Source organism: Actinomadura sp. GTD37 (assembly GCF_041951365.1).
Lineage (GTDB): Bacteria > Actinomycetota > Actinomycetes > Streptosporangiales > Streptosporangiaceae > Spirillospora.
The window spans coordinates 1,981,685-2,002,105 of sequence record NZ_JBGNUS010000001.1; the positions used below are offsets into that span (position 1 = coordinate 1,981,685).

The window sequence follows — 20,421 nt, forward strand, 5'->3', positions numbered from 1 at the left end:
TTCCCATGCGCGGCGTGCCGGTCCCTCCGGCGCGCCGCGCCCGCATGTCCGGAGGTCAAGTGGCGGCGCGGAGCTTGGGCAGGACGTCGGCGCCCAGGCGGGCGATGTTCTCCAGGGCGGCTTCGCGGGAGCCGGCGGCTTCCACCAGCAGGATCAGATGCCTGATGCCCGTGCGCTCGACCGTGGTCGCGAGGGATTCGACGCAGTCGTCCGGTGAGCCGACGGGATGGATGTCGCACATGCGGCGCGTGTAGCCGACGGGGTCGGGGGACGGGCGCGGACGGTCGTCCACGGCGACGTACCCGTCCAGGCCGGGGCCGAGCCAGCGCGGCATCTCGTCCATCAGGGTCGCGACGGCCTCTTCCCGCGTGCCGGCGACCTGGGCGACGTGGGCGGAGACGTGCGGAAGGCCGGGTCGGCCGTGCCGGGCGACGGCGGCGGCCTTCTCGGCGGCGTCCACGTGCATGCCGAGCAGCATCGGCAGGCCGCGCTCGGCGGCCAGCGCCTCGGTCTCCGGGGACGTGCACGCGACCGTCACCGGCGGCGGGACGGGCACGCGCGGCACGACGGGCACCTCACGGAACCGGAAGAGTTCCCCCTCCCAGGAGACACGGTCAGCGCCCAGCCAGGTAAGGAGCAGGTCCAGCGACTCGGCGAAGCCGTGCTCGTAGCGGGGCAGACCGGTGCCGAACACCTCCAGGTCGCGCCACGGCCCGCCGCGTCCCACGCCCAGCTGGAAACGGCCGCCGGACAGGAGCGACAGCATCGCCGCCTCCTCGGCCAGCGCCACCGGATGGCGGGTGGAGAGGACGCTCACCGCCGTCCCGACGCGGATCCGCTCGGTGACGGCCAGCACGTGCCCCGCCAGAAGCGTCGCCGACGGGACGACCCCGTACGACATGAAGTGGTGCTCGGCCAGCCAGACGTCGTCGAACCCGGCGCGCTCGGCGGCGACGGCGGCCTCGACGGTACGGGACAGCGCCGCCGCGGCGTCCTGGCCCGGGTACTGGGTCGTGAGGAGGAAGATTCCTAGGCGCACGTCCCCGTCGTACCCGCCATCGGGGGGACCGGCGCCCTCTGCAAGACTGCCAATCATGACTGAGGGTTCGTTCAGCAGGGTCGGGGTCGTCGGACTGGGCACGATGGGCGCGGGCATCGCCGAGGTGCTGGCGCGCGGCGGCCTCCAGGTCGTCGGCATCGAGGTGAACGAGGACGCGCTGGAGCGCGGCCGCGGGCACCTGGAGGGCTCGACCGGACGGGCCGTCAAGCGCGGCAGGCTCACCGAGGACGCGCGGCGCGAGATCCTCGGCCGGGTCGCCCTGTCGACCGACTTCGCCGACCTCGGCGACTGCGACCTCGTCGTCGAGGCCGTCCCCGAGCGCCTCGACCTGAAGCGCACCGTGTTCGCCGAGCTGGACCGGGTCTGCCGGGACGACGCCGTCCTCGCCACCAACACCTCGTCGCTGTCGGTCACCGACATCGCGGTCACCACCGGCCGTCCCACCAAGATCGTCGGCGTGCACTTCTTCAACCCGGCTCCGGTGATGAAGCTGGTCGAGGTCATCGCGACCGTGCTGACCGAGCCGGACGCCGTGGCGCGCGTCGCCGGTCTCGTGCGGAGCCTCGGCAAGACCCCCGTCACGATCGGCGACCGCGCCGGGTTCGTCGCCAACCGGCTGCTGTTCGGCTACCTGAACCAGGCCGCCGGGATGCTGGAGTCCGGGCACGCCACCCGCGACGACGTCGACGCCGCGATGAAGGCGGGCGCCGGCCTGCCGATGGGCCCGTTCACCCTCATGGACCTGATCGGCCTCGACACCTGCCTGGAGGTGCTGGACGCGATCTACGCCGAGTCGCGCGACCGCCGCCACGCCGCCTCCCCGGTGCTGCGCGAACTCGTCACCGCCGGGCTGCTCGGCCGCAAGACCGGCCGCGGCTTCTACTCCTACGACGCGTCCGGGACCGCCGAGCCGGAGCCGGCGGAGGACGGGCCGGCGCCCGTCGTCGGCATCGTCGGCGTCGGCCCGCTCGCCGACGCGCTCGCCGCGCTCTGCGACCGCGCGGGCGCCCCGGTCCGCGACTCCGCCGCCGACCTCGCCGGCTGCGACGTGGTGATCGAGGCCGCGGAGGACGCCGAGGCCGCCCGCGCGCTGCTGTCCGCCGCGGCGCAGGCCGCCAAGCCGGACGCGGTGCTCGCCGTCACCTCCGTGGCCGGCTCGGTGATCGAGCAGGCCATGGCCACCGGACGTCCCGCCGACGTCGTCGGGCTGCACCTGCCCGACCCGGCCGGCGCGCTCGCCGAGATCGCCGCCACCGTCGCGACCGGCCCGGACGTCGCGGACCGCGCCGCCGCGCTGCTCGCCCGCCTCGGCCTCACCGCCGTCCGCTGCCGCGACCGCGCCGGGTTCATCGTGGACGCCCTGCGCTTCCCGTACCTGAACGACGCCGCCGCCATGCTCGGCGCCGGATACGCCGACGCCGACTCGATCGACGCCGCGATGACGCTCGGCTGCGGCTACCCGACCGGCCCGATCGCCGACCTCGACCGCCTCGGCCTGCCCCGCGCCGTCGCCGTCCTGCGCGCCCTGCACGCCGAGACGCGCGAACCCGCCCTGGCCCCCACCCCGCTGCTCGTCGAGCATGTGACGGCGGGCAGCCCGCTGCGCTGACGTCCCCACCCGCCACCGTTCGGAGAACGAGTTCCGAGCGAGGAATATCCTCGGAGCATGAGCCCCCGCAAGAACCGCCGTACCGTTTCCGGACGTCCCCCCAAGGGCGAGGGCGGGTCGTGGGCTCAGGAGACCGAGGAGGGGCCGGACGGCGAATGGATCGTCCGGTCGATCGCGGGGGCGGGCGCGGGCAAGGCGTACCGGTGCCCCGGATGCGACCAGGAGATCCCGCCCGGCGTCCCGCACGTCGTCGCCTGGCGGGCGGGCGACGACGGCGACGGCCGGCGGCACTGGCACCGCCCGTGCTGGCAGGCCCGCACCCGCCGCACCCCGCGCGTCCAGCGGTCCCGGAACGCGCCCCGTTACTAAGGAGACCCATGGCGGAGATCAGGGCGGCCTCGGTGCTGCCGGCGCGGCGCGAGGAGATCACGCTGCACACCTCGGACGGCCTGGAGCTGGTCGGGGAGCTGGCGCTGCCGCCGGAGCGGCCGCCGGTCGCGACGCTGGTCTGCCTGCACCCGCTGCCCACGGCCGAGGGCATGATGGACAGCCACGTCCTGCGCAAGGCGTCCTACCGGCTGCCCGCGCTCGCCGACGTGGCCGTGCTGCGGTTCAACACGCGCGGGACGGCGTCGGCGCGCGGCACGAGCGAGGGCGAGTTCGGCGAGGGCGAGACCGAGCGGTTCGACGTGGCCGCCGCGCTGGAGTACACCGAGTACCACGACCTGCCGCGGCCGTGGCTGCTCGGCTGGTCGTTCGGCACCGAGCTGGCGCTGAAGTGGGGCCGCGACCCGCTGGTCGAGGGCGCCATCCTGCTGTCGCCGCCGCTGAAGCGGGCCGGGGACGCCGACCTGGACGCGTGGGCCGCCGACGGGCGGCCCGTCGTGGCGCTCGTGCCGGAGTTCGACGACTACCTGCGTCCGGCGGAGGCGCGGGAGCGGTTCAAACGCGTCCCGCAGGCCGAGGTCGTCGCGGTGGACAACGCCAAGCACCTCTGGGTGGGCGAGCCGTACGTCCGGACCGTCCTGAACGAGATCGTCAAGCGGGTCGCGCCGGCCGCCTACCCGCTGCCCACTGAATGGGACGAACGGGACAGATAAACCCTCGCGGCCGATCGCGGCCACTCCTGCCCCACGGGACCCGATCGCGGGTGACCATGGCCCAATGACGGTGCAGCTGTACGCCAGGGATGTGGGTTCCGGCACGCCGCTCGTCCTCCTGCACGCGTTCCCGCTCTCCTCGGCGATGTGGCTGGCCCAGCGGGAGGGGCTCGCGAACCGGTTCCGCGTCATCACCCCCGACCTGCGCGGCTTCGGCGGCTCGGTGCTCGGCGACGACGAACCCTCGGTCGAGGCGATGGCCGACGACGTCGCCCGCGTGTTCCGCCGCCTCGGCGTCCGGCGCGCCGTCGTCGGCGGGCTGTCCATGGGCGGATACGTGGCGATGGCGCTGTGCCGCCGCCACCCCGACCTGGTGCTCGGCCTCGTCCTCGCCGCCACCCGCGCCGCCGCCGACACCGAACCCGTCCGGGCGAACCGGCTCCGGCAGGCCGAGCGGCTCGAACAGGACCGCAGCACGCGGGTCCTGGTGGACGAGGTGCTGCCCGGCCTCGTCGGGCCCACCACCTACCGGCAGCGTGCCCTGATCTACGGACGCGTCCGCGGGCTCGTCCAGGCGACGCCGCCGCTCGCCGCCGCGTGGGCGCAGCGCGCCATGGCCGGACGCGCCGACGCGTTCGACACGCTCCGCGGCCTCCGGGCGCCCGCCCTCGTCATGGTCGGCGACGAGGACGCCCTCGCCACCGAGGCCGAGGCCCGCGCCATGGCGGACGCGCTGCCGAACGCCGAACTGCAGGTCGTCCCGCGCGCCGGGCACCTGTGCGCGGTCGAGCAGCCGGACCTGTTCAACCAGGCGGTGGCGGAGTTCGCCGCCGCCCTCGCCCGCACCAGCCGCTGAGCCGCGAGGCGCTGGGCCGCTGGGCCGCTGGGCCGCTGGGCTAGAGCGTTTCCTGGCGCGGCATGACGACCTCCCGGATGAGCAGCGAGATCGCCGCCGCCGTCGGGATCGCGAGCAGCGCGCCGACCACGCCGAGCAGCGCCGCGCCGACGAGCGCCGCGACGATCGTCACCGCGGGCTGCACGTCGACCGTCCGCTTCATGACGCGCGGGTAGACGAGGTAGTTCTCGACCTGCTGGTAGACCACATAGAAGATCACGCACACGATGAGGTCGGTGGTGGTCCCGGTGAGGAACGCGACCAGGCACACGACCACGGCGCCGATCGTCGCGCCGATGAGCGGTATCAGGTCGGTCACCGCGACGATCAGCGCCAGCGCGAGCGCGTACTTCACCCCGAGGATCGACAGGAAGACGTACGAGGTGACGCCCGCGATGAACGCGATCGTGAACTGCCCGGCGACGTAGCCGCCGATCCGGTCGAGGATCTCGTCGCCGAGCAGGGCGACGCGGGCCCGCCGCGAGCGCGGCGCGAGCTGGTAGAAGAACGTCTTGATCTGCGGCAGCGAGCTGAGGAAGTACAGCGTCAGGATCAGGATCGTGATCGTCTGGAAGATGCCGTTGACCGCGACCTTGCCGATGCCGGTGGCGGTGTCGGTGAGGGTCTTCTGGAAGTCCTCGCCGGACACCGCCTTCTGGGCGCGGTCCAGCAGCCCGTAGCGCTTGTCCCACTCGGCGAGGGTCTTGTTCTCCTGCAACTGCTGGACGTACTCGGGGATGTTGTGCCGCAGCTCGGTGACCTGCTCGGACACGGGCTGGACGAGGGACGCGACGAATCCCGCGAAGAACAGGATCACCAGCAGGAACACCGTGGCGACCGCGGCGCCGCGCGGGAACCCGAACCTGCGCAGCCGCTCCACCGCCGGGTTGAGGCCGACCGCGAGGAACATCGCGACGACGATCATCACGATCACCGACTTGGCGTTCGTGGCGGTCTTCACCAGCATCCAGGCGGTGATGACGCCGAGCGCGGCGGTGAACCCGAAGACGAACGGGTGGGCGCGGCCGAGCGGCTGCCCCGGCCGGCCGAACGGGAACCGCTGGTCGACGCCCGCCTCGCGGCGGCGCTGCTCGACGTCGTGCGCCGGGTCGGGCGCGCCGGGCTCGGGCGGCGCCTGCTCGGCGGCCGTCGTCGCCGGAAGGGTGACCGGGGCGCCGGTCGCCGGGTCGCGTTCGCCCACGGGCTCGTCCGCCTCCTCGGGCTCCCGCGCGCCGCCCGGCTCGCGGTCGTCCGCGGGCTCGCGGTCGTCGGTCGGCTCGCGGTCCTTGCCGGGCTCGCGGTCCTTGGCGGGCTCGTGGTCGTCGGGGGGGGGGGCGGGGGCGGGCACCGCGGGGTCGCCCGCGGGCCGTTCCGGGCCGGGTACCGCCTCCGGCTCGTCCTCGCGGGAGGTCTCGTCGGGCACGCCGCTCTCCTCGTTCATGTCTCTGCTGAGACGAAGGAAAGCCCAGAGGCGTTCACCGCCTCCAGGCTTTCCTCGACGCCGATCTCAGGAACTCACTCCTGCCACCAGTCCTCGTCGTCCTCCTGGGACTTCTGGGCCTGGGCCTGCTTGGCGGGCGCGGCCTTCGCGGCCGGCTGCTGCTGCTGCTTCGGCTGCGCCGGGGCCGGCTTCGGCTCCGCCGCCGGGATCGCGGCCTTCTCCGGGGGCGCGGCCAGCTCGGGCTCGCCGCCCATCGACGGCGCGACGCCGCCGATGAGCTGGCGCAGCTGGTTGAGGTGGCTGGTGATGCTGTCGCGCTGCCGGGTGAGCTCGTCGACCTGGCGCTGCGCGTTGGTCCGGACGCGGTCGGCCTCGGACTTGGTCTCGGCGAGCAGCTGCTCGGCCTGCGACTTCGCCTCGGCGATCACGTTGTCGGAGTTCTTGCGGGCGTTGGCCATCAGCTGCTTGGCGTGCGAGTCGGCCTCGCGGCGCGTCTGCTCGGCCTGCTGGGTCGCCTTCCCGGCCCGCTGCTCGGCGGACGCGGCGCGCTGCTCGGCCTCGGCGACCAGCTTCTGGGTGGCGGCCTGCGCGGCGGAGTGCCGCTCGGCGTCCTGCCGGTCGGCCTCCTCGCGGCGGGCGGCCAGCTGGATCTCGAACTCGGCCTCGGCCTGGGCGCGCTGGGCCTCGCTCTCCTCCAGGATGCGCTGGGCCTGCGCGCGCATCTCGTCGGCCTGCCGCTTGGCCGTGGTGAGGATCTCGTCGCGCTCGCGCTTGGTGGACGCGCGCAGCTGCGCGACCTCGCGCTCGGTCGTGGTGCGCAGCTTGGCGATCTCGCGCTCGGCGCTCGCCCGCTTCTCGGCGACCTCGTGGTCGGCGGTGGCGCGGAGCTTGGCGACCTCGCGCTCGGTCGTCGAGGTCAGCTCGTCGGCCTCGCGGTGGGCCGAGGTGCGCACCTCCTCGGCCTCGCGCTCGGCCGCGTTGCGCATGTCGTCGCCCTCGCGCTGGGCGTTGGCGCGCAGTTCGGCGGCGTCGTTCTCGGCGGTGGCGCGCTGCTCGGCGGCGTCGACCTTGGCCGCGGCCTTGATCTCGTTGGCCTCGGAGCGGGCCGCCTGGACCAGCTCGGTCGCCTGCTCCTCGGCGAGCCGCAGCAGCTGCTCGATGCGGGCGCCGAGACCGGAGTAGGTCGGACGTTCCTGCTCCTGCAGCTGACGATGGGCGTCCGACAGCTCCCGTTGCAGGGCCTGGGTCTGCTCGCGGGTCTGCCGCACCTCGTTGTCGAGCTGCTTGATGTGCTCGTCGACCTGGTGCCGGTCGTAGCCGCGAAGCACCACGTCGAACTCGCGCGGGGGCGTGTCTTCAAAGAAGTTGCTGAGCTGGGCGTCGATGTCGGACTGCATGTGGCTCAATCCTGATGTGACGGGGCTACGGGTGGTTCCGGGGACCGGTTGAACGCCTGGCATGAACGGCGCAGTGCCCCAGGACCTCTTCCGGCGAATGAAGCGTACTCCGGACACTGCCGTGTTGGGGGCTCATCTTGACGCGCTGCGTGGAATGTCCGGTTTGTTGCCGTGTTCGGACGGGTCAAGGGTGCCCAGGTGCCCGGGGTGCAAATGCACCAGATGTGTCTGAACGGTCACAGGACGGCGGTCAAGGCGCCGCCGCCCGTGATCGTGATATCGAACACGTCACGATCCGATCGCGCCCGTGCCGCGCGCGGTCCACAAGATCATTCCGTGTCGCGGCGCTTCTGCACGAGCTCGGTCAGCACGCCGTGGCAGTCCTTCGGGTGCAAAAAGTTGATCAAGGATCCCATGGATCCGTTCCGCGGCGCGTCGTACAGCACCCGCACGCCCTTGCCCGCGATGCCGGCCGCCTCGCCCGCGACGTCCCCGTCGGTCCCGAACGCGATGTGGTGGACGCCCTCGCCGTTCTTCGCCAGCCACTTGGCGACGGCCGAGTCGTCCCGGATCGGCTCGATCAGCTGCAGGTAGCTCGCCGCGCCGTCCCCCGTCTCGTTGATCTTGAGCATGCACTCCCGCACGCCCTGCTCCTCGTTCACCTCGAAGTGCGCGTCGGTGAAGCCGTAGGTCGCCTTGTAGAACTCGACCGTCGCCTCCAGGTCGTGACAGGCGATGCCGATGTGGTCGATACGGGTCAGCATGGGCTTTCTCCCTACTAGGGCGGCCAGGCGGGGGCGAACGGAACCGGACGGCGCTCCCCTGGGTATGGTGGCAAACGTCGCCGCAGCACCATCTGGAGGGCCCCCAACATGACCGCTACGTCCGTGATCGTCGCAGGTGCGCGCACCCCCATCGGACGCCTGACGGGCTCGCTGAAGGACTTCTCCGCGGCCGAGCTCGGAGCGCACGCGATCAAGGCGGCGCTGGAGCGCGCCGGGGTGGCCGGCGACCAGGTGCAGTACGTGATCCTCGGCCAGGTGCTCCAGGCGGGCGCGGGCCAGATCCCGTCCCGGCAGGCGGCGGTCAAGGCGGGCATCCCGATGGACGTCCCGTCGATCACGATCAACAAGGTGTGCCTGTCCGGGCTGGACGCGATCGCGCTCGCCGACCAGCTGATCCGGGCGGGCGAGTTCGAGATCGTCGTGGCGGGCGGCATGGAGTCGATGACCCAGGCCCCGCACCTGCTGCCGAAGTCGCGCGGCGGCTACAAGTACGGCTCGGTCGAGGTCCTCGACCACATGGCCTACGACGCCCTCACCGACGCCTTCGACGGCATCGCCATGGGCGAGTCGACCGAGCACCACAACGCCAGGCTCGGCATCTCCCGCGAAGACCAGGACGAGTTCTCCGCCCGCTCCCACCAGCGCGCCGCGGCCGCCATCAAGAACGGCGTCTTCGACGAGGAGATCGCCCCGGTCGAGATCCCGCAGCGCAAGGGCGACCCGATCGTCTTCGCCAAGGACGAGGGCGTCCGCGGCGACACCACCGCCGAGAGCCTCGCCAGGCTGCGCCCCGCGTTCAGCAAGGACGGGACGATCACCGCCGGCTCGTCCTCGCAGATCTCCGACGGCGCCGCCGCGGTCGTCGTGATGTCCAAGGCCAAGGCCGAGGAGCTGGGCCTCGCCTGGCTCGCCGAGATCGGCGCGCACGGCAACGTCGCCGGCCCCGACAACTCGCTCCAGTCGCAGCCGTCCAACGCGATCCGGCACGCCCTCGGCAAGGCGGGCCTGACCGTCGACGACCTCGACCTCATCGAGATCAACGAGGCGTTCGCGTCCGTCGGCGTCCAGTCGATGCGCGACCTCGGCGTCGGCCCCGAGAAGGTCAACGTCAACGGCGGCGCCATCGCGCTCGGCCACCCGGTCGGCATGTCCGGCGCCCGCATCGCGCTGCACCTCGCCTACGAGCTGAAGCGCCGCGGCGGCGGCACCGGCGCCGCCGGCCTCTGCGGCGGCGGCGGGCAGGGCGACGCGCTTATTCTGCGTGTTCCGCCCCGAACCGTCGCCTAGCGGCTCGGAACCGGTCGGACCACTGGCGATCGCTGGCATCGCATCCGACCCGCCTAGCGGCTCGCTGCGCGATCAGTTTCTCGCAGGCTCGAAACTGCCTTCGGACGCGATCGCGATGGTCGTCGCGTGGCCGGGGCGGCGGCTGAGGTCACTGCGCCCTACTGGGCGTTGGCTTGCTGGACGGTGACGGTCTTGAAGCCGAGGGCCTTGAGCATGTTCTCCAGCATCGACTTCGTGTTCGCGTCCGCGCGTCCCTTCAGGCCGCTCTGCTGCGCGGCGGTCTGGATCTTCTGGGACGCCAGGACGTAGAGCTGCTGCTGGTTGTTGGGGTTGCTGCTGAAGAAGTCGCCGAAGCGGTCGAGCAGGCCGCGCTCGGTGGCGTAGACGTAGCTCGTCTTCGGGTCGAGGTTGGTCTTCTCCAGCTGGGCGGGCGGGAGCGTGATGCTCGCGGCCGTGCGGTCCTCGTTGACCTTGACGGCGCCCGAGCCGAGCCCGGCGAAGTCCACGTAGGCGTCGACGCTGCCGTTGCCGACGAACAGCGTGCGCTTGCCGCGCAGCGAGCCGGGCAGGAACTTGGCGTCCTTCTCCAGGTCCACGACGACCTGGAAGTTGCCGCTCGCCGCCTCGTAGCGGTGCAGGTCGCGGATGGACTTCAGCAGGACGGGCCCGCTGCGGTCCTTGGTCTCCACGCCGAACGGGTTCAGCCAGCCCGGCAGCCCGCGCAGTGCCTGCTGCGCCACCAGGACGAGCGCGACGGTCGCGACGATCAGCACGACGGGGGTGAGCAGACCGCGCCGGGAGGGCCTGGGGGGCCTGGGGGGTGCTGCTTCGGTCTTCGGTTCGGAGCGAGCCATGCCCATGACATTCCCGGCATGCCGGGCTCGTACCTCGCGGGCCGGTGAGGTCGGCGTGAGCCGATGTGATCAACGCCATACGGCGCGCCGAAACCCCCGGTGAAGGCGGGCCGTTGACGGGGGCGTGGACATGATTCGTGTTTTCCGGCTCGTCTCCGTCGCGGAGGCGATCTCGTTCCTGCTCCTGCTGCTGGTCGCGATGCCGCTGAAGTACGGCGCCGACGCGCCGGTGGGCGTCCAGGTGATGGGGCCGCTGCACGGAGTCCTGTTCATGGCCTACGTCGGCCTGGTCCTCCTCGTCCGCGAGCAGCTCGGCTGGGACCTGAAGCGCACGGTCCTGGCCCTCGGCGCCGCCGTCCTCCCGGTGGCCCCGTTCCTCGTGGAGCGGTACTGGACCCGGCCCGCCGCGCCCGCCGCCGAGCCGCAGCCGGCCGGACGGGCCTGAAGCTCTACGTGGCCGCGGCAGGCTGGGGGTGGCCGCCGCGGCCACGTAGGGAATCCCTCGTCGTCGAGGGGACTCCCGCGGTACGGCCGCGGGAATGGCGCGCCTCGTCCGTCGCGTGGTGCCTCCTCGCCTGCGCCGGGCGGAAGTCCCCGGGGCCGAGGCCGCAGGTGCGGTACGCGACGAAGTGGCGCCGCAGCCAGGCGCGCCGCTGCTGCTCGGTCAGGGACGCGAACCGGCGGGCCGCGCCGGTGTCGCCGATGGACGGGGGATCGTCGCCGAGCAGCCACGCGTCGACCAGCGCCCGGTAGCCGTCCGAGGAGTCCGCCGCGCACGTGCGGGAGTCCTTGAGCGCGTCGCCGATCTGCCGGGCCGCCTGCGCCGCGAACCCGGGGGAGAGGTTCTCGTCGAGGTGGACGGAGGCGACGCCGTCCACGACCGAGACCGGCGCCCACGCCGGACGCTGCCGCACCTCCGTGAACGCGCCGGGCGTGCCGTTGAGCCGTGCGGCGAGGGGGACGACCACCGCGGTCAGCCTGGGCAGCGCGTCACGCAGCGCGGGGTGCACGCAGATGACCACCGGCCACTGCCGGCACACGGGCTGCGCGGGGGCGGCGCGGACCGTCCCGCTGCCCGACCCCTGGAGGCCGACTGTGGCCCCGCCGGTCGCGGCCAGCGCGGCGGCCAGCGGCAGGACGAGCAGGTACCGGCGCGTCGCCCACAGCACGTAGCCGAGGATGAGCGCGGCCGTCAGCCCGGCCGTCCAGAGCACCTGGTCGGCGAACACCCGGGGGCGCAGGGCGGTGAACAGGTCGATGCGGGTGAACGCGGCCGGGGGCAGCAGGCTCCACCACGACACGCCGGGGATGCGCAGGGCGGCCCACATCGACGTCGCGCCGAACGCCAGGGCCGCCGTCGCGCGGTGGGGGACGACGCGTCCGGTCAGGTAGCCCACGACGATGTGCAGGACGAGCGCGCCCGCGCCCGCGATCACGCCGAGTGGGTGCGGGTGCCCCGACTCCGCCTGCGCAAGCGTGACGGCGACGACGAGCGCCGTGATCGCGGCATAGGAGGCCAGGGCCGCCGAGGACAGCAGCAGGAGGTCGAACAGCACGCCCGTGGCGGGCGAGCGCGCGGTGAGGTCGCGCAGGTAGTCGAGCGGGCGCTCGCGGACCGCCGCCCACGCCGCCAGCGCGGCGGCGACGGGCCCGAGGAAGCGGACGGCGTTGACCAGCGCGACGACCGTGTTGTCCCAGTACGCGACCGAGAAGCAGAGGGCCGGGAGGGCCGCCGCCGTCCCGACCACGGTGAGGACCGGCACCGCGACCAGCAGCGCCGTGCGACGGGCGTCCAGCCGGAGCACCCGTCCGAGGTCAGACACCGGTGGCGCTCCCGGCGGGCGGCCGCCGCGCCCGCAGCCCGGCCGGCCCCGCCAGCCCCGTCAGCTGCGGCAGCCGCGGCAGCCGCGGCAGCGTCAGCCGCGGCAGCGCGGGCCTGGCGGGCGGGCGGCTCTTCGCGTCGACGGCCTGCCGCGGCGGCGGCGCGGCCGCGTCCAGCGGCGCGTCCCGGCGGTCGCCCACGCCGGCGCCCACGCCGCGCCGGTCGGCGGCGGACCGGCCGCGCCGCGCGCCCGCCGAGTGCGTGGGCTGCTCGGTCAGCCGCCCGCGGGCGAGCGTGACGAGGCGGTCGCACCAGCCGGTCAGCGTGTCGGTGGCGTCGGCGGTGACGACGACCGCGGGCGCCAGCGCGCGCAGCACCGGGATCAGCTCCGCCATCGCACCGGTCAGCGCGGGCGCGCCGGGACCGGCCGCGCCGGTGGGCCACGGCTCGGCGGCGGCGCACAGCTCGCCGAACGGGTCGTCCAGGAGCAGCACGCGCGGCTCGTGGACGCAGGCGGCGGCGAGGCCCGCGCGCAGCCGGACGTCCGGCGGCAGCAGCGCCAGTTCCGTCCCGGCGGCGTCGGCGACGTCGAGCCGCCGCAGCATGGAGCGCGCCGCGGACGCGCTCGTCCGCTTGTAGTACGCCGCGTAGGCGACGAACTCGCCGGCCGTCATGCTCTCGGCGCGGGAGAACCGGGCCGGCAGGTAGCCGATCCCGGCCCGCGCGGCCCGCAGCCCGGCGGCGTTCGATATGTCGTGCCCGAGAATGCGCAGCAGGCCGGCATTCGGCCTGCGCAAGGTCGCGAACGTGGCCAGCAGAGTGGATTTACCGGCACCAGGTGGACCGGCCAGGCCGACCACGCCTTCGGGCACGCCGAAGGTCACCGGGCGCAGGAGCCACCGCCCCCCGCGGCGGACACCCATTCCTCGGGCCACGATCACGGAATGCTCCGCGATCACAAGTGTTTCCCCCCGTTGCTCGTCATGCGGTCGCGGCGCCGGCACGGACGCTCCGGTGGCCCTGGGTCCCCCAACCCGCCACGCGGTGCCCGCCGGACCGGGCCGCCGTTCGGCGGGCACCGGTCGCTATTTGCCGAGCCGCGATGCATCGACATCGTGACTATAACCGGGCTTGGTGATGGCTGTCAGCAATCTTTTTGCCTTTACGGCAGCACACCTGGATTCTTTGCCTACCGCGCCGAAGGGGAGAATTCGAGAAAGGCCGACAATTCCCGATTTGTGCCCTGTGGCGGGGCGGTTCGGGGCGGTCCGGGCGCCCGGCGCCGGCGGCGCGCTCCGCTGGGAGCGTACGGACGCACGGCCCGGTGCGGTCATGGGGCAGGATGGACCCATGTCTTCTCGGGACTTTTCGTTGCACGGGGCCATCGACCTGGGGGCGCGCCAGGCGGCCACGAAGAAGCAGCAGGAACGCCGCGCCCAGGGCGGCGGCGCGCCGGCCGACGCGGCCGGGGCCGCCGGCCAGTACGTCGTCGACGTCACCGACGAGACCTTCAACGCCGAGGTCGTGGAGCGGTCGCAGTCCGTCCCCGTCCTCGTGGACTTCTGGGCCGAGTGGTGCGAGCCCTGCAAGCAGCTCGGCCCCATCCTGGAGAAGCTCGCCGCCGAGGCGGCGGGCAAGTGGGTCCTCGCGAAGGTCGACATCGACGCGAACCCGCAGCTCGCCGCCTACATGCAGCAGATGGGCGTGCGCGGCATCCCGTTCGTGGCGGCGGTCGTCGCCGGGCAGCTGCTGCCGTTCCTGAACGGCGCGGCCCCCGAGCCGCAGGTGCGCCAGGCCGTCGACCAGCTCTTCGACGCGCTGCGCAAGGAGGGCATCCTGCCGGACGCCCCCGAGGGCGAGCAGCCCGCGGCCGCCGAGGCCGGGGCCGCGCCCGCCGCCGACCCCGTCTACGCCGAGGCCGAGGACGCCCTCCAGCGCGGCGACCTGCCCGCCGCCAAGGCCGCGTTCGAGCGGATCCTCGCCGACGACCCGAGGGACGCCCAGGCCAAGCAGGGCCTCGCGCTGGTCGGGCTGAGCCTGCGCGTCGGGGCGCTGGACGACGGCGCCGTCGAGGACGCCGACGCCAAGCCCGGCGACGTCCAGGCGCAGATCGCCGCGGCCGACGTGGAGATGGTGTCCGGCCGCATCGACGCGGCGTTCGACCGGCTGCTGGCCGCCGTGCGCGGCAGCGCGGGCGACGACCGCGACGCGGCGCGCAAGCACCTGCTGTCGCTGTTCGAGCTGCTGCCGCCGGACGACCCGCGCGTCGGCAGGGCCCGCCGCGCGCTGCAGTCCGCCCTGTTCTGACCGCCGCCTACGCGGGACGAGCTGGGGCGATCGGGACGCCCCGCTGCGATGTTGAGCGTATGCTCGATGCCGATGACCGTGCCCGGACGGCCTACGTGATGCACTTCAACGGGGTCGACCCCGCCGATCCGCGGCTCCACAACCTCATGACCGGCGTCATGGGGTCGCCCGTGCCCGCGGCTCACGGCCGGCGCGCGCGGGAGGAGAACAACCCGGAGCGATAAGGGAGCATCCGTCGTGGCGAGCGTGCCGAGCGTGTCCTACTCCATCACCGTCCGGCTGGAGGTTCCGGCCGGCGGCAGGGCCGTCAGCCAGATCACCCACGTCGTCGAGAACGCCGGCGGCATCGTCACGGCCCTCGACGTCAACACCGCCGGCCACGAGACGCTGCGCATCGACGTGACGATCGCCACCCGCGACACCCAGCACGCCGAGGCGATCGCGGGGGCGTTGGAGGGCATCGAGTCCGTCAAGATCCACAAGGTCAGCGACCGGACCTTCCTGATGCACCTCGGCGGCAAGATCGAGATGCAGTCGAAGGTGCCGCTGCGCAACCGCGACGAGCTGTCGATGGCCTACACGCCGGGCGTCGCCCGCGTCTCGCTCGCCATCGCCCGCAACCCCGAGGACGTCCGGCGGCTGACCATAAAGCGCAACAGCGTCGCCGTCGTCACCGACGGCTCGGCGGTCCTCGGCCTCGGCAACATCGGCCCGGAGGCCGCGCTGCCCGTCATGGAGGGCAAGGCGGCGCTGTTCAAGCGGTTCGCCGGGATCGACGCGTGGCCGATCTGCCTCGACACGCAGGACACCGACGAGATCGTCCGGACCGTCCAGATCATCGCGCCCGCGTTCGGCGGCATCAACCTGGAGGACATCTCCGCGCCGCGCTGCTTCGAGGTCGAGCGGCGGCTGCGCGAGCTGCTCGACATCCCCGTCTTCCACGACGACCAGCACGGCACGGCGATCTGCGTGCTCGCCGCGCTGACGAACGCGCTGCGGGTCGTCGGCAAGGACATCGGCGCCGTCCGCATCACGATGGCGGGCGCGGGCGCCGCCGGGACCGCGATCCTGAAACTGCTGATGCACGCGGGCGCCCGCGACCTCGTCGTGTGCGACTACCGCGGCGCCGTCCACAAGGGCCGCGACGACCTGGACGACTCGCTCCGCTGGATCGCCGAGCACACCAACGCGTCCGGCTACGCGGGCGACCTGCGCGGCGCGGTCAAGGACGCCGACGTGTTCATCGGCGTCTCGGCCCCCGGCATCCTGACCGGCGACGACATCGGGACGATGAACGACGGCGCGATCGTGTTCGCGCTCGCCAACCCCGAGCCCGAGGTGTCGCCGGACGAGGCCCGCGAGCACGCCGCCGTCGTCGCCACCGGCCGCAGCGACTACCCCAACCAGATCAACAACGTGCTGGCGTTCCCCGGCGTCTTCCGCGGCCTGCTGGACGCCCAGGCCGACGGCGTCACCCTCGACATGCTGGCCGCCGCCGCCACGGCGCTGTCCGAGGTCGTCACGCCGGAGGAGATCGGCCCCAACTACATCGTGCCGAGCGTCTTCCACCCGGACGTGGCCACCCGCGTCGCCGGCGCGGTCCGCGAGGCCGCCGGCGGCCGTCCGCGCACCGAGGCCTGACGCGTCCTCGCGGGGGACGGGCGCCCGCGGGCCGTCCTCCGCTCGGGGCGCGGGTCAGTCCTTGTCGCCGGCGAACATGTGCTCGCGGCGGCGGGGCCAGATGCCGCCGTACCAGAAGATGATCACGCCGGTGAGGATGATGCCGACGCCGGTCGCGGCACGCGCCCACAGGACGGTGTCCGGGCCGGTGTGCGGCAGGCTGCTCGGCGGCGTCTCGGTCGGCGCCCCGGCGCCCGCCTTCTTGCAGTTCGCCTTCACCGTCTTCGCCTCGATGCGCTTGTTCGCCCAGGTGACGGTGAGGCCGGTGCGGCGGTCCTCGCGCAGCTCGATCGAGAGCGTCCGGGTGTTGTTCGGGCGGATCTGGCCGGGGACCGCGGCGGCGCCGTCGTCCCGCTCGACGGAGAAGTCCTCGGTCTGCGTCCCGGTGTTGCGGATCTTGACGTGCACGGTGCGCTCCGGGCAGGAGACCGATCCGATGCTCGCGGTCACCGGCTGCGCGGGCGCCTTCGGCGTCTTGGAGCGGGTGGGCGTCGCCGATCCGGACGGCGGCGTGCCGGACGGGCTCGGGCTCGTGGACGACGTGCCCGCGGTCGGTTCGGCCCGCCCGTCCGACTTGAGGAGGGCCGGGATCGCGATCAGCGCCCCGATGACGATGAACACGGCGGCGATGACGACCCTGGGCAACTGCATCGCTGTCCTCCCGGCGCGCACCAAGCGGGTGCCCGATGATCCTAGATCATTCTTAACCTAGGTCCTTGTGGTGCCGATATCCCCATCGATAGGAATGCGTAACAGGCTAACGAGCGGGGAGACGTGCCGCCGGAGGACCGCGCAACGCATGATGGAACCCATGGAAGACGGCATCAGGGTGGGGCTTCTGCTGGTGGCGACCCCTCAGCTGGAGGATCCGAACTTCAGGAGGAGCGTCGTCCTGCTGGTCGAGCACGACATCGGAGGCGGCACACTGGGAGTTGTCCTCAATCGGCCGACCGAGGTTCCGGTGGACCGCGTCCTCCCGCCCTGGGCCGGACTCGCCACCGGGCCCGCCGTGGTCTTCCAGGGCGGCCCCGTCGCGCTGGAGCATCCGCTCGCCCTGGCCCGCCTCCCCGGCGAGGACGAGCCGCTCGGCTGGCGCGCCCTCGACGGCGGCACCGAGGTCGCGCGGGTCGGGGTGGTCGACCTGGAGGCCCCGCCGGGGCTGCTGGCGGCCGAGCTGCTGCAGCTGCGCGTGTTCGCCGGCTACGCGGGCTGGTCGGCGGGGCAGCTGCGCGGCGAGATCGAGGGCGGCTCGTGGTACCTGGTGCCGGCCGAGGCGGGGGACGTCTTCGCCGGCGACCCCGACCGGCTGTGGCAGGACGTTCTGCGCAGGCAGGGCGGCGATCTGGCGTTCGTCTCCACTTTCCCCGACGACCCCACGCTGAACTAAGGTGAACGACGTGAGTACGAAGATCCTTCCTGACAGCGACACCCAGCAGGACGTCCGGCCCGATCTCTCGCACGGTGACGGCGACCACGAGCGGTTCGCCCACTACGTGAAGAAGCAGAAGATCACCGAGAGCGCCGTCACCGGCACGCCGGTGATCGCGCTGTGCGGCAAGGTCTGGGTGCCGAACCGGGACCCGAAGAAGTACCCGGTCTGCCCGGAGTGCAAGGAGATCTACGAGTCCATGCAGTCGGGCGGCAAGGGCGACAAGGGCGAGTGACCCGCCGCCGGGACGCGGCGGCCGGCGCGTCGCCGTTTCGTGCTGCGCGCTTCCGGGTCCCGCGGTGGGGGTGCCGCGGGGCCTGCGGCTCGTGACGACACGGGCCTGCTGACACACGGGCCCCCTGCCTCAGGGGGCCTCTGACATACGGGGGATGATTTGCGGCGGCTGGCCGGGGTTTCGCTATGCGCACTGATGGTCACGGTGTGCGCCGTTCCGATTTCGGCGGGTGACCGGATGCGGCCGCGCGCCGTCCCGGCCGCCGCGCGGGACGGCGGGTGCGTGCACCGCTCGAACGCCCGGACGGCGCGCCCGCGCGACCGGGCCGACCTCGGGCGCGACCAGGTCGTCGGCATGCTCGCCGACCTCCGCCGGACGCTCCTCGACCGGTTCGGGACGTCCGACGAGCAGCGCCTCGACTCGGCCCGCCGCCGGGCCAGGCCCCTCGTCGTCCCGGTGCGGTTCCACGTCGTCCACAGCGGACGGAGCGGGCGGCTGCCGAAGCGGGCCGTCCAGCGGCAGATCTCCGTCCTGAACGCCGCGTACGGGGGCCGGAAGGGCGGCGTCGACACCCGCGTCCGGTTCCGCCTGACCGGCCTCGACAGCGCGGACAGCTGGGCCTGGTTCCACGAACCCGAGCGCTACGAGGGCCCGATGAAGAAGCGCCTGCGCAAGGGCGGGCCCGGCACGCTGAACGTCTTCACGGCCGCCGTCGGGTCGGACGTCCTGGGCTTCTCCACGTTCCCGCAGTGGTACCGGGGCGACCCGCGCAGGGACGGCGTCGTCATCGACTACCGCAGCCTGCCGGGCGGGTCGGCCGGGCCGTTCGACCGGGGGTACACGGCCGTCCACGAGATCGGGCACTGGCTCGGCCTGCTGCACACCTTCGAGGGCGGCTGCGTCCCGCCGGGCGACGGGGTGGCCGACACCCCGTACGAGGCGGAGCCGGCGCAGGGCTGCCCGTACTCGCGCGACAGCTGCCCGCAGCGCGGCGACGATCCGGTCCACAACTTCATGGACTACGCCCACGACGCCTGCATGAACGCCTTCACCGCAGGTCAGGGCCGCCGCATCCGGGCTTCTTGGGCGGCCTACCGGTCCCGCGAGCACGGCCGCCACGGTGTGGATCCGCGCACACGTGCGACCGCCGCGGCCCGAACTGTCGGCGGGGCTCGGTAGCCTTCAATGACCTTGACTTGTCCCCTCTGGTGAGGGGACACCTACGGCTCACGCCGTGGGGCTTCCTGCTTCATCGCCGATTGCACCCGAGAGGTCCCGGAGTGTCTGACATCAGCTCCACAGGCCGACACCGAAAGTCCTTCGGCCAATATGTTCTTGGCGGCGTTGGTGTCCCTGTCGTGCAGGGTGCCGCAGTCCGGGCATGTCCAGCGCCGGGTTTTCGGCGAAAGCCGGGCGAGTAGATGCCCGCACGCCGAGCACAGTTTGGAACTGGGGTACCAGCGATTGACGACAACGAGTCGTTTGCCCCACCGTGCCGTCTTGCACTCCAGCATGGTGCGGAAGGCACCCCACCCGCAGCTAGAGATGGCTCGCGCGAGGCGGCGGTTGCGGACCATGCCCGAGACGTTGAGGTCCTCGATGACGATCACGTCGTAGCGGCGCACCAGAGCCGTGGTGGTCTTGTGCAGATAGTCCCGGTGGGCCCGGCGCACCTTCCCGTGGGCGACCGCCACCTTGTGGGCCGCTTTCCTGCGGTTCGCGCTGCCTTTGCATTTTCGCCCCATGCGCCGCTGGTAGCGGGCGAGGTTGCGCTGCTTGCGCTCCATGTGCCGAGGATTGGCGATCCGGTCACCGTCGGAGGTCACCGCAAGGTCGATGATGCCAAGGTCGATGCCGACCTGATCGTTGGTGGGGGGCAGAGGCTCTGGTGCGTCGATATCGACGGCGAAGGACACGTACCACATGCCGTCCGGCTCTCGGCTCACCGTCACGGTGGTGGGATCGATCGTCGCCCGGTCCACGTCAGGCCACGACCATACATATCGCAGCGGCCCGGCCATCTTCGCCAGATGCAGTTCGCCTTCGCGCATGCGGAACGCCGAGCGGGTGTAGGCAGCCGACTGCCTGCCGTTGCGAGATTTGAAGCGGGGGTAGCGGGCGCGCTTGGCGAAGAAGTTGGCAAATGCGGTCGACTGGTGTCGGAGCGTCTGCTGCAACGGCACCGACGACACCTCGTTGAGGAAGGACAGTTCCTCGCTCCGCTTCAAACGCGTCAGATATCGGTCCGAATCGGCGTAGGATGTCCTGCTGCCTTCGGCGTGAAAACGCTTGGTGCGCCAGTCCAGAATTTCATTCCAAACCTTGCGCACACAGCCGAATGTGCGGTTCAGTGCCGCCGCCTGTTCGGGGTCCGGGTATGCCCGGCACTTGTATGCCGTCCTCACGAGGAAAGAGCTTACTCACGTATGGGGCCTGCTTGTAGGCAGCTAGCTGTTCGTGGAAGTCGCCGCCGATCCGTTCATTCCGGATGGTCCGGTATGTGCGGAGTCCGGGTTCCTT

At 72.6% G+C, this 20,421-nt stretch carries 21 protein-coding genes; 12 read left to right on the top strand and 9 right to left on the bottom strand.

From position 1 onward, the window contains the following. Positions 1-55: 55 nt before the first annotated feature. Positions 56-1,039: an LLM class flavin-dependent oxidoreductase gene (locus ACA511_RS09505; RefSeq protein WP_375023696.1), complete on the bottom strand. Its 984-nt coding sequence runs from the start codon at positions 1,037-1,039 to the stop codon at positions 56-58. 55 nt (positions 1,040-1,094) lie between these two features. Between ACA511_RS09505 and ACA511_RS09510 the strand changes: the two genes are divergently transcribed. From ACA511_RS09510 to ACA511_RS09525, 4 genes are all read left to right on the top strand, one after another. After that, positions 1,095-2,669: a 3-hydroxybutyryl-CoA dehydrogenase gene (locus ACA511_RS09510; protein WP_375023697.1), complete on the top strand. Its 1,575-nt coding sequence runs from the start codon at positions 1,095-1,097 to the stop codon at positions 2,667-2,669. Positions 2,670-2,726: 57 nt separating this feature from the next. Further along, entirely contained in the window at positions 2,727-3,038 is a 312-nt protein-coding gene (locus ACA511_RS09515; protein WP_375023698.1) for an ATP/GTP-binding protein, read from the top strand. Between the two features lie 8 nt (positions 3,039-3,046). After that, positions 3,047-3,769 carry an alpha/beta hydrolase gene (locus ACA511_RS09520; protein WP_375023699.1) on the top strand — a complete coding sequence of 241 codons (723 nt, stop codon included), beginning with the start codon at positions 3,047-3,049 and terminating at the stop codon, positions 3,767-3,769. A gap of 64 nt (positions 3,770-3,833) precedes the next feature. Further along, positions 3,834-4,625, top strand: coding sequence for an alpha/beta fold hydrolase (locus tag ACA511_RS09525; RefSeq protein ID WP_375023700.1), 792 nt, complete (start codon positions 3,834-3,836; stop codon positions 4,623-4,625). A 40-nt stretch (positions 4,626-4,665) separates the two neighbouring features. Here the strand turns inward: ACA511_RS09525 and ACA511_RS09530 are convergent, their stop codons facing one another. The 3 genes from ACA511_RS09530 to mce form a co-directional block, all read right to left on the bottom strand. After that, positions 4,666-6,087: an AI-2E family transporter gene (locus ACA511_RS09530; protein ID WP_375023701.1), complete on the bottom strand. Its 1,422-nt coding sequence runs from the start codon at positions 6,085-6,087 to the stop codon at positions 4,666-4,668. Positions 6,088-6,179: 92 nt separating this feature from the next. Beyond that, entirely contained in the window at positions 6,180-7,502 is a 1,323-nt protein-coding gene (locus ACA511_RS09535; protein WP_375023702.1) for a DivIVA domain-containing protein, read from the bottom strand. Between the two features lie 329 nt (positions 7,503-7,831). Next, positions 7,832-8,266: a methylmalonyl-CoA epimerase gene (mce, locus tag ACA511_RS09540; protein ID WP_375023703.1), complete on the bottom strand. Its 435-nt coding sequence runs from the start codon at positions 8,264-8,266 to the stop codon at positions 7,832-7,834. 108 nt (positions 8,267-8,374) lie between these two features. On the opposite strand from mce, the gene ACA511_RS09545 reads away from it, so the two are divergent. After that, entirely contained in the window at positions 8,375-9,574 is a 1,200-nt protein-coding gene (locus ACA511_RS09545; RefSeq protein WP_375023704.1) for an acetyl-CoA C-acetyltransferase, read from the top strand. A gap of 158 nt (positions 9,575-9,732) precedes the next feature. On the opposite strand, the gene ACA511_RS09550 is transcribed toward ACA511_RS09545, so the two are convergent. Continuing rightward, positions 9,733-10,428 (bottom strand): DUF4230 domain-containing protein, encoded by a 696-nt coding sequence (locus tag ACA511_RS09550; protein ID WP_375023705.1) that lies wholly within the window; start codon positions 10,426-10,428, stop codon positions 9,733-9,735. A gap of 130 nt (positions 10,429-10,558) precedes the next feature. On the opposite strand from ACA511_RS09550, the gene ACA511_RS09555 reads away from it, so the two are divergent. Next, positions 10,559-10,873 (top strand): DUF3817 domain-containing protein, encoded by a 315-nt coding sequence (locus tag ACA511_RS09555; RefSeq protein WP_375023706.1) that lies wholly within the window; start codon positions 10,559-10,561, stop codon positions 10,871-10,873. Positions 10,874-10,877: 4 nt separating this feature from the next. Here ACA511_RS09555 and ACA511_RS09560 read toward each other — a convergent pair whose 3' ends face one another. Together ACA511_RS09560 and ACA511_RS09565 are read right to left on the bottom strand one after the other, a co-directional pair. Then, complete coding sequence (locus ACA511_RS09560) at positions 10,878-12,251, bottom strand: hypothetical protein (protein WP_375023707.1); 1,374 nt, start codon at positions 12,249-12,251, stop codon at positions 10,878-10,880. Beyond that, a complete protein-coding gene (locus ACA511_RS09565; RefSeq protein WP_375023708.1) occupies positions 12,244-13,173 on the bottom strand; it encodes an ATP-binding cassette domain-containing protein in 930 nt (309 codons plus the stop codon). Before ACA511_RS09565 ends, ACA511_RS09560 begins: the two co-directional genes overlap by 8 nt. Positions 13,174-13,621: 448 nt before the next feature. Between ACA511_RS09565 and ACA511_RS09570 the strand changes: the two genes are divergently transcribed. Genes ACA511_RS09570 through ACA511_RS09580 form a run of 3 tightly spaced genes read left to right on the top strand, consistent with a single transcriptional unit; the run spans position 13,622 to position 16,198 of the window. Further along, entirely contained in the window at positions 13,622-14,557 is a 936-nt protein-coding gene (locus ACA511_RS09570) for a tetratricopeptide repeat protein (RefSeq protein WP_375023710.1), read from the top strand. 59 nt (positions 14,558-14,616) lie between these two features. Beyond that, a complete protein-coding gene (locus tag ACA511_RS09575) occupies positions 14,617-14,781 on the top strand; it encodes a hypothetical protein (protein WP_375023711.1) in 165 nt (54 codons plus the stop codon). A 13-nt stretch (positions 14,782-14,794) separates the two neighbouring features. Then, positions 14,795-16,198 (top strand): NAD-dependent malic enzyme, encoded by a 1,404-nt coding sequence (locus ACA511_RS09580; RefSeq protein WP_375023712.1) that lies wholly within the window; start codon positions 14,795-14,797, stop codon positions 16,196-16,198. 54 nt (positions 16,199-16,252) lie between these two features. Here the strand turns inward: ACA511_RS09580 and ACA511_RS09585 are convergent, their stop codons facing one another. Continuing rightward, positions 16,253-16,888 carry a hypothetical protein gene (locus ACA511_RS09585; protein ID WP_375023713.1) on the bottom strand — a complete coding sequence of 212 codons (636 nt, stop codon included), beginning with the start codon at positions 16,886-16,888 and terminating at the stop codon, positions 16,253-16,255. A 160-nt stretch (positions 16,889-17,048) separates the two neighbouring features. On the opposite strand from ACA511_RS09585, the gene ACA511_RS09590 reads away from it, so the two are divergent. The 3 genes from ACA511_RS09590 to ACA511_RS09600 all read left to right on the top strand — a co-directional run bounded on the left by ACA511_RS09590 (position 17,049) and on the right by ACA511_RS09600 (position 19,080). Next, entirely contained in the window at positions 17,049-17,624 is a 576-nt protein-coding gene (locus tag ACA511_RS09590; protein ID WP_375023715.1) for a YqgE/AlgH family protein, read from the top strand. A gap of 10 nt (positions 17,625-17,634) precedes the next feature. Next, positions 17,635-17,901, top strand: coding sequence for a DUF3039 domain-containing protein (locus tag ACA511_RS09595; RefSeq protein ID WP_375023717.1), 267 nt, complete (start codon positions 17,635-17,637; stop codon positions 17,899-17,901). A gap of 237 nt (positions 17,902-18,138) precedes the next feature. After that, positions 18,139-19,080, top strand: a complete 942-nt coding sequence (locus ACA511_RS09600) for a zinc metalloprotease (protein ID WP_375023718.1) — start codon at positions 18,139-18,141, stop codon at positions 19,078-19,080. 41 nt (positions 19,081-19,121) lie between these two features. Here ACA511_RS09600 and ACA511_RS09605 read toward each other — a convergent pair whose 3' ends face one another. Beyond that, the gene (locus ACA511_RS09605) at positions 19,122-20,306 is read right to left on the bottom strand and encodes an RNA-guided endonuclease InsQ/TnpB family protein (protein ID WP_375023719.1); all 1,185 of its coding nucleotides are present in this window, start codon (positions 20,304-20,306) and stop codon (positions 19,122-19,124) included. Positions 20,307-20,421 lie beyond the last annotated feature (115 nt).

Coding starts and splice junctions, on each gene's coding strand:
- ACA511_RS09510 (WP_375023697.1), top strand. CDS start 1,095: ATGACTGAGGGTTCGTTCAGCAGGGTCGGGGTCGTCGGACTGGGCACG.
- ACA511_RS09515 (WP_375023698.1), top strand. CDS start 2,727: ATGAGCCCCCGCAAGAACCGCCGTACCGTTTCCGGACGTCCCCCCAAG.
- ACA511_RS09520 (WP_375023699.1), top strand. CDS start 3,047: ATGGCGGAGATCAGGGCGGCCTCGGTGCTGCCGGCGCGGCGCGAGGAG.
- ACA511_RS09525 (WP_375023700.1), top strand. CDS start 3,834: ATGACGGTGCAGCTGTACGCCAGGGATGTGGGTTCCGGCACGCCGCTC.
- ACA511_RS09535 (WP_375023702.1), bottom strand. CDS start 7,502: ATGCAGTCCGACATCGACGCCCAGCTCAGCAACTTCTTTGAAGACACG.
- mce (WP_375023703.1), bottom strand. CDS start 8,266: ATGCTGACCCGTATCGACCACATCGGCATCGCCTGTCACGACCTGGAG.
- ACA511_RS09545 (WP_375023704.1), top strand. CDS start 8,375: ATGACCGCTACGTCCGTGATCGTCGCAGGTGCGCGCACCCCCATCGGA.
- ACA511_RS09550 (WP_375023705.1), bottom strand. CDS start 10,428: ATGGCTCGCTCCGAACCGAAGACCGAAGCAGCACCCCCCAGGCCCCCC.
- ACA511_RS09555 (WP_375023706.1), top strand. CDS start 10,559: ATGATTCGTGTTTTCCGGCTCGTCTCCGTCGCGGAGGCGATCTCGTTC.
- ACA511_RS09565 (WP_375023708.1), bottom strand. CDS start 13,173: ATGGGTGTCCGCCGCGGGGGGCGGTGGCTCCTGCGCCCGGTGACCTTC.
- ACA511_RS09575 (WP_375023711.1), top strand. CDS start 14,617: ATGCTCGATGCCGATGACCGTGCCCGGACGGCCTACGTGATGCACTTC.
- ACA511_RS09585 (WP_375023713.1), bottom strand. CDS start 16,888: ATGCAGTTGCCCAGGGTCGTCATCGCCGCCGTGTTCATCGTCATCGGG.
- ACA511_RS09590 (WP_375023715.1), top strand. CDS start 17,049: ATGGAAGACGGCATCAGGGTGGGGCTTCTGCTGGTGGCGACCCCTCAG.
- ACA511_RS09600 (WP_375023718.1), top strand. CDS start 18,139: ATGCGGCCGCGCGCCGTCCCGGCCGCCGCGCGGGACGGCGGGTGCGTG.